Here is a 7,867-nt window from a genome sequence, read left to right on the forward strand (position 1 = left end):
ATACTTTCAACCTAAGCAGAGTCGGTCAAAGTCGTCACGAATAGGCTGAGGGACGCGCGAGAATACGGTACCGCTGTCTAAAACTTTTCTCGCATCATTGTTCCCGTAGAGCGTAGATATGACACTGAAGGCCAGTCCTGTCATCGTGGTCATCCCTAAGGGGAACGCTGGGTGCTTGACCAGTGTCAAGTCCCGCTGTGCTTTCCTGTCCGTATCCAGGTCCGCAGTGCCCGATTCATTTATCCCAGTGCAGCTACTTCCGAGATCGTGGGGAGGATGAAGTAGACAGTCTGAATGCTTCACCCATCCGATGATTGCTTGAGCATGGGCGTAGGGATGTGCGGGCGGCTCGTCTTCGATTTCTCCTTGCTCGAATCGCCACCCTTCCGCCACGATCGTTTCGTCTTTCCGCTCGTGAAGAAGTGCCACCCGAATAGCGAGTCCTTCACTTATGCCGTCGTGTGCGGAACCGACTGAAACCGTTGCCACGGGTAGGACGTGGTTTTCGCGTCGTATCGGCGCGCCAATAATCCAGCCAGTCGTGCGGGAGTAGAGCGGCGTGGCAGCCTTCGCCAGCGTGATCGCGATCGTCTCCGGAGCGAGGACGCGCACGTAGTTTCGTCGGACCCACGCCTCAACCAACCGGGCATTTGTTCCGCGCACCTCCTTGGGGGCGGGAAGGACCTTGGCCCACCTCGACAACGCATGCCACATCAGATTTGCGTCTTCCTTGCTGTACGGTCGCCAATCCGTCATTGAAACATCCGATGCCGAGGTGTGTAGTCAACGTCGCTGAGCTTAGCTACGTACCGCGTCGAGAAAAGGCCCTCCAGGTCGCTTTCAAAGCTCGTCGCGGTGTCGGCGGACTCGAACCGTGAGGTGTCTTCGCAGAATACAGGATCATCATGCTGAACACGATGACCTGAAGAAGCCTCAGGCTCCATCAGGGCAACATTCCACACCTGTCGTCCCAATAGGTCGCTCGCCGGGGTATTTACAGATTCTTCGAGAAGGCCGTCAACTCGTCGAGCCCAAATCCTCTGATCGGCATTCCACGAATCGAGGTTCCCTCTCTCGCGCGCATGCCATGGTCGATCTTGCAAGAGGTGTGGCGTGTCTATCAGAACATTCTGTGCCGGAAGAACTACCCGCTCAAGCCATCGTCGGAGACCCCACACGCCGATGGAGAGTAATTGTTCCGACGCCTCGTCATCCTTCGGAAGTCGACCAATCCCGAAGCTAGGCGACCTGGCCACGTCTCGAATGGTTATCGCTGCGGGATCATCTACGTCGAGCAGGAGTGCCTCAAGCTGGCGATACGTCAGTGAGCTATCGCCGTCGTGGATTAGGTCGAGACATTCGAGCACAGAGGTGTCAAGATCGACGGTTTTCGTGAAGTTTCCGACTGAAGAGTGAACCCGTGAAAGCACGGGCCATCCCCACGGGCGGTAGTCAGCAGCGCCGAAGCCGTTCCAAAGTCCAACATTATCGACGTCGTCGTGAGTGATGTACGCGTCAGCGGCTCCTGCTCGCCACCGGGTCATTGTCAGGTCGAAGGTTCGATGCTTGACTGACTGGTTGACCACCACGATCGAGCCCACGCGGCTATGGGCTCGAGCCATATGCGCCACGTCTTGGCCGACCTCGCCGACTAGATAGCTATCCACATCCCCATCGGGATCGTCTCCGGGCTGGGAGTCGGGGTCTGGGGTTAGGTCAGAATCGAGAATGAGGACGTCAGCGGTGTCGATTCGTCGCGCTGCGTCTGTCGACGAAGCCGCGGCGCTCTTCGCTGGGTCGTCCTTCGCCAGTCGCACTCGTTGATTAAGCGCATTGACTGCTCGCCCAAATTCTGCGGGCGAGAAAGCCTGAACTTCCCCTTGGTCCTGTAACACATGAGCGATGCGGGACCGCCAATCTTCGACTCGATCTTGATCGTTGTCGCAGATGAGGACTCTTAGCTTTTCGTTCATTTTGATCTCCACTCGATCCTTAAGGCGGTCGACCACCCATCTTCGGGAGCTACAAACCTAACCGTCGCGCCAATCTCGTCTGTAATCATCCGAACAATAGTTAGTCCTAGACCGCTCCCGCCTAGTCCGAGTATCTCTGCCCGTTCGGATATCGCCGCTCCTCGCTCGAAGGGCAGGAAAAGTCGGTGTGATTTCGAAAGGTCGACGCCGCCAGCCCCGTTATCCTGCACGCGTAGCCATGCGGAGCGCTCGCTGGTGCCCCCATCTATTTTTACGAGGGCGGGCTTCTTCTCTAGGGTCGCTCTGAAAGCATTGACTAGGAGATTCTGTAGAACGGCAGACCACGCGGTGTACGTCCCGTTCGGGAGCTTCAGGTCGCGCGGAATCTCTGACGTATCAACTTTTGTCGCTCGCGCGAGCACTTTCAGGCTTTCGACCACGTCTGCTGCCAGCTTTGACGCGCTGTAGATGCCGGTGGTTGTGCGACTCTCTTCGTCTAGAAGCGGGCGGAACAGCGCACGTATCCGGTCCGATCTTTGCTCCCACTGGGACAGCCGGTTTGCAAGCTTCGTAAGCGCGTCTGCGGACTCTCCAGTGCTGCGAGAGGCCAAGAGTCGCATTTGTCGAGCCACTTCGACAACCTCCCCCCGCTGTGCAGACACTTCGTGCTCGTAGGCGAGCGATGTCATCCCGGCTGTTGCAAGGGAACCCAGGAGCGACGCGTAGGCCCGAGTCTCACGCGTTCGCAACTCGACATCCGCCGCGAGCGTGTCAACTGCGTCGCGTAGTGTCAGGTAAGACTCCGGCCTCAGTTCCGTCCGAATGGCCTCAACGGTGTCCGACGCTGCACGGATGACCTGGACCGGGGATTCGCGGACGGGCCGATCCACTTCGATCGCGCGGATCACCTTCGACTTCGCGCGCGCGAGCGCGTACAGGTCGAGGCTTAGGCGAACTGTCCGTCGCAGCTGTTCGAAGGCCAGATTGTCCGTTAGGCGGTCACGGGTAATTTGGATGGACAACGCATCCGATCCGGATCGTCCCATCTCCGAGGCGCGCTGTTGTTCGCGTGAAGTCGAGATATTCGCCACGCCAAACACACGCTTGTTCGAGGGAAGATCGAGCATTGCATTACGAATCTGTAGCTCTTCGGGTACGAGTTGACTGCGCGATATACGGCGCGCATGGTCCAGCTCAAGTCTGAGCCAGTCTGTGTCGGGCCCATAGTAGGGAAGCCGGAAGCCGTTGTCGTAGATGTGTACGCCGCCGAACTGGGCGAGGTATTCGCGAGCGACGTCAACCGTGATCCCAAACGGTTGACGGCGCCTCAAATCGAAGACGCGAACCTCGAAGTCAAAGTTGTCGAGCTTGCAGTCTTGCACCTCCACTACAAATCGCTCACGGGTGCGTCCTGACATCTCCACTGTTATGAGTGCGTAACGAGAACCTAGCGCACTAGCACTAGCGACTTGTTCCGGGGTGGTTTCAGAAGAGGTATCGTTTAGCTCGCCATCTTCATCCTCTGTCTTCGTTGCGACTGGCAGGATGAAACGCGATGCTGATTGTGGTCCTTGGTCACCTGGCTCTAGAAGTCGGCCAACTATCGTTGCGTTAGCAACGTCCATGATCGCCGTCATTTGCTCGTCGAAGGTCCGCTGAATCTCCGGCGAAGGGGCTATGAGCTTTATCTCGAAAGACGAGGAATCTTTCTCGTCCACGGCAAACGGTGGTTGGAGTGCCCAGATCTCGCGCGCGAGATATTCGAAGCTCTGCGCGTCCCAAACCGAGTTGAGGCCGGAAAGTACGATCTTGGTTCCATGGCGCGCGCCGGAAGCGTAAGTCGTCTGAGCGTCGCGAGGAAGTTCAAACTCAACTGGAACGTCGGTGAGCTGGTCATGCTCGACCGCAGATCTCCAGTCGATACTTGCCTTGATCTCTGCGCCTATTGGGGGGTTGGGGGAGAGAATCTTGCGTTGATCGGCAAGCGGAGTGCTGCGAAGATCTAGGCGAGAGGCCAGAAGTTGTACCGAGAGGCGTCCCACACCTTTGGAGCCAGTCAGCACCCGGCCTAAACCGGGACTAGTACGCTCGCGGGCTTTGTGAGTCGTTCCGATTCGCATCCATCGACGTGTGAATGCCTTTTCTGACATGCCGTGGCCGTCGTCGGAAATGGAGATCGTCGCGCCGTCGAATCTAATTTCGACGTGGCGAGCGTCAGCGTCGTAGGCGTTTTTGATCAGCTCGCCGAGTGCAATGTGTGGTCGTCCTACGAGACGCTCTCCGAGTTCGCGAAGGAGCTTGGCATCGACGGTGAATTTGAGTGTTGTCATCGGGGGCCCATGTTGATGCCAGCTCCAACTCTTCGCGCAGTCTTGCAACTCATGATCTGAGCCGGGTCTCGCACTGGACTGGCGGGCAGTGACTGTCGAGACTCGGCATCGCAGGTGGTCATGTTTAGGCGTCCCCCAGCTTGATTCGAAACCGATATCGTGGAGCGCTCAGCGTCGAGCCACGTCCCCGAACCGACGACAACGTACCTAACGTAGGGCAGAGAGCGCCTTCGCGCGCGCTCGCCAGCCGGTACCTGGATGGAGCCTGCCTCGCACGACAGTCTTGCCACTGCGGCCGACTCGGTACACCTACGACGCTGGTGCGGTTGACGAATCGATCTGATGCGCGACGGTTGTGGGGATGGCTTGAGAACGCGAGGCGTCTCGCCTAGGTCAGCGTCGGCTTCCGCCACGCGGACGACGTTCGATTCCCTCCCTCGCCAAGGCTTGTCGGACGCCGTTGTAACTGACGCCGAAGCTTGCAGCGATAGCTGCGAGTGACTTGCCCTCCTCGTAGAGCGCAGCGGCTGAACGGATCTGCTCGTCGCTGAGCGGCTGGCAGCGAAGCTGGACGCCGTGATCGCGGAGTAGCTTCAGCAGACCACCCTTCGAGACGGAGTACTCCGCGCACAGAGACGGCGTCGTTGCTCCAGACCGATACTTCTCAACGATCTCGGTAACGAGGTCTGGACTGAGCCGTCGACGCAGGAGACGAGGCGTCTGCTTGAGGAGAGTGGTCGAGGCGCGCAGATCCAGCACCAGATCGGCCAGTCTCTGTAGTTCTAGTAGGGGTGGTGGCAGAAGTGCCGATTTGTTCGAGTAGTGGTGTACTGGCTCTACTTCGGGGATAGGACTCTGGTCTTACTCGAACCATTTCTTCGGGGGTTTCACCGGTCTGCGCGGCGTCGCTCTACCAGAATGGTGTCGCGCCATTGCCCAGCCCACGGACCGTAGATCATGAGCGCGATGCGTTCCCTGTGTCCGACGCGACGGAAGCCCGCCTGGTCGTGAAGCGCGAGGCTCGCTTGGTTCTCGGGGAAGATGCTCGACTGCACCGTCCACACTCCTGCGTTGTCCATCGCTTCGAGAAATGAACTCAGAAGCGCTCGACCGACGCCACCCCCGCGAACGCGCGTGGCGACGTACACCGAATGTTCAACAACCCCGCGGTAGACCTCACGGGTCGAAACAGCCGACGCAGCGATCCAGCCGATCACATCGTTATCGGTATCGACGGCGACGAGCCGGCCCGCCGTCAGCTTCCCGCCGTCGAAGGCGTCCCAGGTGGGTGGTTCCGCTTCGAAACTCGCGTTGCCTGTTGCGAGGCCCTCGCGGTAGATGGCTTCGATGGCGGGCCAGTCCTCGGGCTGCATCGTACGGATGCTGATAGTGCTCACGGGTGAAGTGCGTTCGCGGCCCGCTCGAGCGTTTCAGTGACGACGCGGTAGTAGGCCCAGCGGCCGCGCTGTTCGCGGGTGGCGAGGCCCGCGTCGACGAGCAGCTTCATGTGGTGGGAGACGGTCGGTTGAGATAGCCCGACGGGCTCGGTGAGGTCGCAGATGCATGCCTCACCGTCGCCGGATGCGGCGATCAGAGAGAGAAGTCTCACGCGGGTGGGGTCGCCCAGAGCCTTGAACGTGCGTGCGATTCGCTCGGCCTCGTCGGGCGTCAGCACCCCGCCGGTGACCGGCGCGCAGCACACCGCCGATTCTGCCGTGAGAAGAGGGAGCGTCGTGGGCATGCAACGATTCTGGCACGTCACATTGACATTCGTCGATACATCGAGGATTCTCGATCAATCGAGTTCTGTCGATGCGTTGAGGAGTGAGTGTAATGGAGAGCGTGTTGCCTGTCGTGGTGATCGGCGCCGGTCCGCAGGGGCTCGCGGCTGCCGCCCACCTGGTCGAGCGAGACCTGCCGGTCGTTGTACTGGAGGCTGGGACCGGACCGGCATCGGCGGTTGCCGGATGGGGGCATGTGCGCTTGTTCTCGGAGTGGTCGGAGTTGATCGACGCGGCCGGGGCGCGGATTCTCGAGCCCACCGGGTGGGCAGCGCCTACGACGGGGTATCCGACCGGTGCGCAGTGGATCAGCGGCTATCTCGCGCCGCTTGCTGCCGAGCTGGGCGATCGCGTTCGGTACGGCGCTCGGGTCGTCGGGGTGTCCCGTCTGGGCCGCGACCGTCTCGTTGACGCGGGCCGCGGTGATCAGCCGTTCACCGTGCACGTGCAGCCGAGCGAGGGGGAGGAGTACCGGTTGCAGGCGCGCGCGGTGATCGACGCTTCGGGCACATGGTCCTCGCCCAACCCTGCTGGTGCGGACGGTCTGCCCGCACTGGGGGAGCGGGCCGCGGCCGGGTTGCTGTCGTATCGCATCCCCGACTTCCGGGACCGCGAGGGGTTTGAGGGGAAGCACACGGTCGTCATCGGTTCCGGGCATTCGGCGGTGACGGCGGTCCTCGCGTTGGCCCGCATGGCGCGCCGCGACCCGAACACCACGGTGACATGGGCGTTGCGACGCGCCACCGCCGGGAACGCCTTCGGGGGCGGTGAGGCCGACGAGCTGCCGGCACGCGGGGCGTTGGGGATCAAGGCGAAGGAGTTTGTCAACGCCGGGCTGGTGTCGCTCGTGACCGGGTTCCGCGTCGAGCGCGTCACCACGGAGGAAGAACGGCCGGTCCTGGTGGCGGAAGATGGCCGCACGCTCACCGCCGATCGCGTTGTGGTGCTCACCGGGTTCCGGCCCGACCTGTCGTTCTTGTCGGAGCTGCGGTTGGAGCTGGACCCCACGTTGCAGGCCCCCGTTCGTATCGCTGCGGAGGTCGATCCGAACGTGCATTCCTGCGGTACGGTCGCCGCGACCGGCGCGGCCGACCTCGCCCAGCCGGAACCTGACTTCTACCTCGTGGGAGCGAAGTCTTACGGGCGGGCGCCGACCTTCCTCGCCCTCACCGGGTACGAGCAGGTGCGCAGCGTCGTCGCGGAGCTTGCGGGCGACCACGAGGCTGCCCGCCGGGTGGAGCTCGCGCTGCCCGACACGGGGGTGTGCGGCGGCGCCGGCCTGTTCGACGCTTCCGGGGCATCCCTGGGCGGTGCTTGTTGTGCCCCGCCGGCTCAGGTGCTCCAGATCGGCCGCGCGCCGGCCACCGTCTGATCGAACACAGGAAAGGGGGCGGGATCGCACCAGCGATCCAGCCCTCTTCTCGTTGCTCAGTGTGCGAGAAGCGTGGTCTGGATCTTGTCGGAGACGGCTTCTCGCAGCGGCCGCACAGCCTCGGCGTCCCACGCCTCCGGGTTCGGGAAGGACCACTCCAACACCTCACCACGCGGCGTGGACGGCAGATCGAGGCCGGGTTTCATCAAGACCACGACGTCCGCCGTATCGAGGTCTTCGCTGGTGACTGCACGGGGCACCCGGTCGGTGATGTCCATACCGAGTTCAGCAACCGTCGCAGCTACGGCGGGGTTCACTTCGCCCGCGGGCGACAGTCCCGCTGATGTCGCGGTGAACCGGTCGCCGGCCAGGTGCTCCAAGAGCGCGGCGCCAAGCTGGGAGCGGCCGGCG

8 protein-coding genes are annotated in these 7,867 nt (G+C 61.6%); 1 reads left to right on the forward strand and 7 read right to left on the reverse strand.

The features are described from left to right. Positions 1-6: 6 nt before the first annotated feature. From AVW09_RS17460 to AVW09_RS00785, 6 genes are all read right to left on the reverse strand, one after another. Positions 7-756, reverse strand: a complete 750-nt coding sequence (locus tag AVW09_RS17460; RefSeq protein ID WP_156495909.1) for a hypothetical protein — start codon at positions 754-756, stop codon at positions 7-9. Beyond that, complete coding sequence (locus AVW09_RS17465) at positions 753-1,985, reverse strand: hypothetical protein (protein ID WP_156495910.1); 1,233 nt, start codon at positions 1,983-1,985, stop codon at positions 753-755. Before AVW09_RS17465 ends, AVW09_RS17460 begins: the two co-directional genes overlap by 4 nt. Beyond that, positions 1,970-4,303, reverse strand: coding sequence for an ATP-binding protein (locus tag AVW09_RS17100; protein ID WP_082822738.1), 2,334 nt, complete (start codon positions 4,301-4,303; stop codon positions 1,970-1,972). Before AVW09_RS17100 ends, AVW09_RS17465 begins: the two co-directional genes overlap by 16 nt. A 393-nt stretch (positions 4,304-4,696) precedes the next feature. Then, a complete protein-coding gene (locus AVW09_RS17470; RefSeq protein WP_156495911.1) occupies positions 4,697-5,062 on the reverse strand; it encodes a helix-turn-helix domain-containing protein in 366 nt (121 codons plus the stop codon). Positions 5,063-5,190: 128 nt separating this feature from the next. Further along, positions 5,191-5,676 carry a GNAT family N-acetyltransferase gene (locus tag AVW09_RS00780; RefSeq protein ID WP_442922727.1) on the reverse strand — a complete coding sequence of 162 codons (486 nt, stop codon included), beginning with the start codon at positions 5,674-5,676 and terminating at the stop codon, positions 5,191-5,193. A gap of 20 nt (positions 5,677-5,696) precedes the next feature. Beyond that, on the reverse strand, positions 5,697-6,044 hold the full coding sequence (locus tag AVW09_RS00785) for an ArsR/SmtB family transcription factor (protein WP_197462529.1): 348 nt from the start codon (positions 6,042-6,044) through the stop codon (positions 5,697-5,699). Positions 6,045-6,136: 92 nt separating this feature from the next. On the opposite strand from AVW09_RS00785, the gene AVW09_RS00790 reads away from it, so the two are divergent. Continuing rightward, positions 6,137-7,456, forward strand: a complete 1,320-nt coding sequence (locus AVW09_RS00790; RefSeq protein ID WP_063256191.1) for an NAD(P)-binding domain-containing protein — start codon at positions 6,137-6,139, stop codon at positions 7,454-7,456. 56 nt (positions 7,457-7,512) lie between these two features. On the opposite strand, the gene AVW09_RS00795 is transcribed toward AVW09_RS00790, so the two are convergent. Beyond that, a partial coding sequence (locus tag AVW09_RS00795) for an arsenate-mycothiol transferase ArsC (protein WP_063256192.1) occupies positions 7,513-7,867 on the reverse strand: 355 nt, incomplete at its 5' end.

The sequence above is a fragment of the Microbacterium sp. T32 genome (assembly GCF_001619615.1).
In the GTDB taxonomy this organism is placed as follows: domain Bacteria; phylum Actinomycetota; class Actinomycetes; order Actinomycetales; family Microbacteriaceae; genus Microbacterium.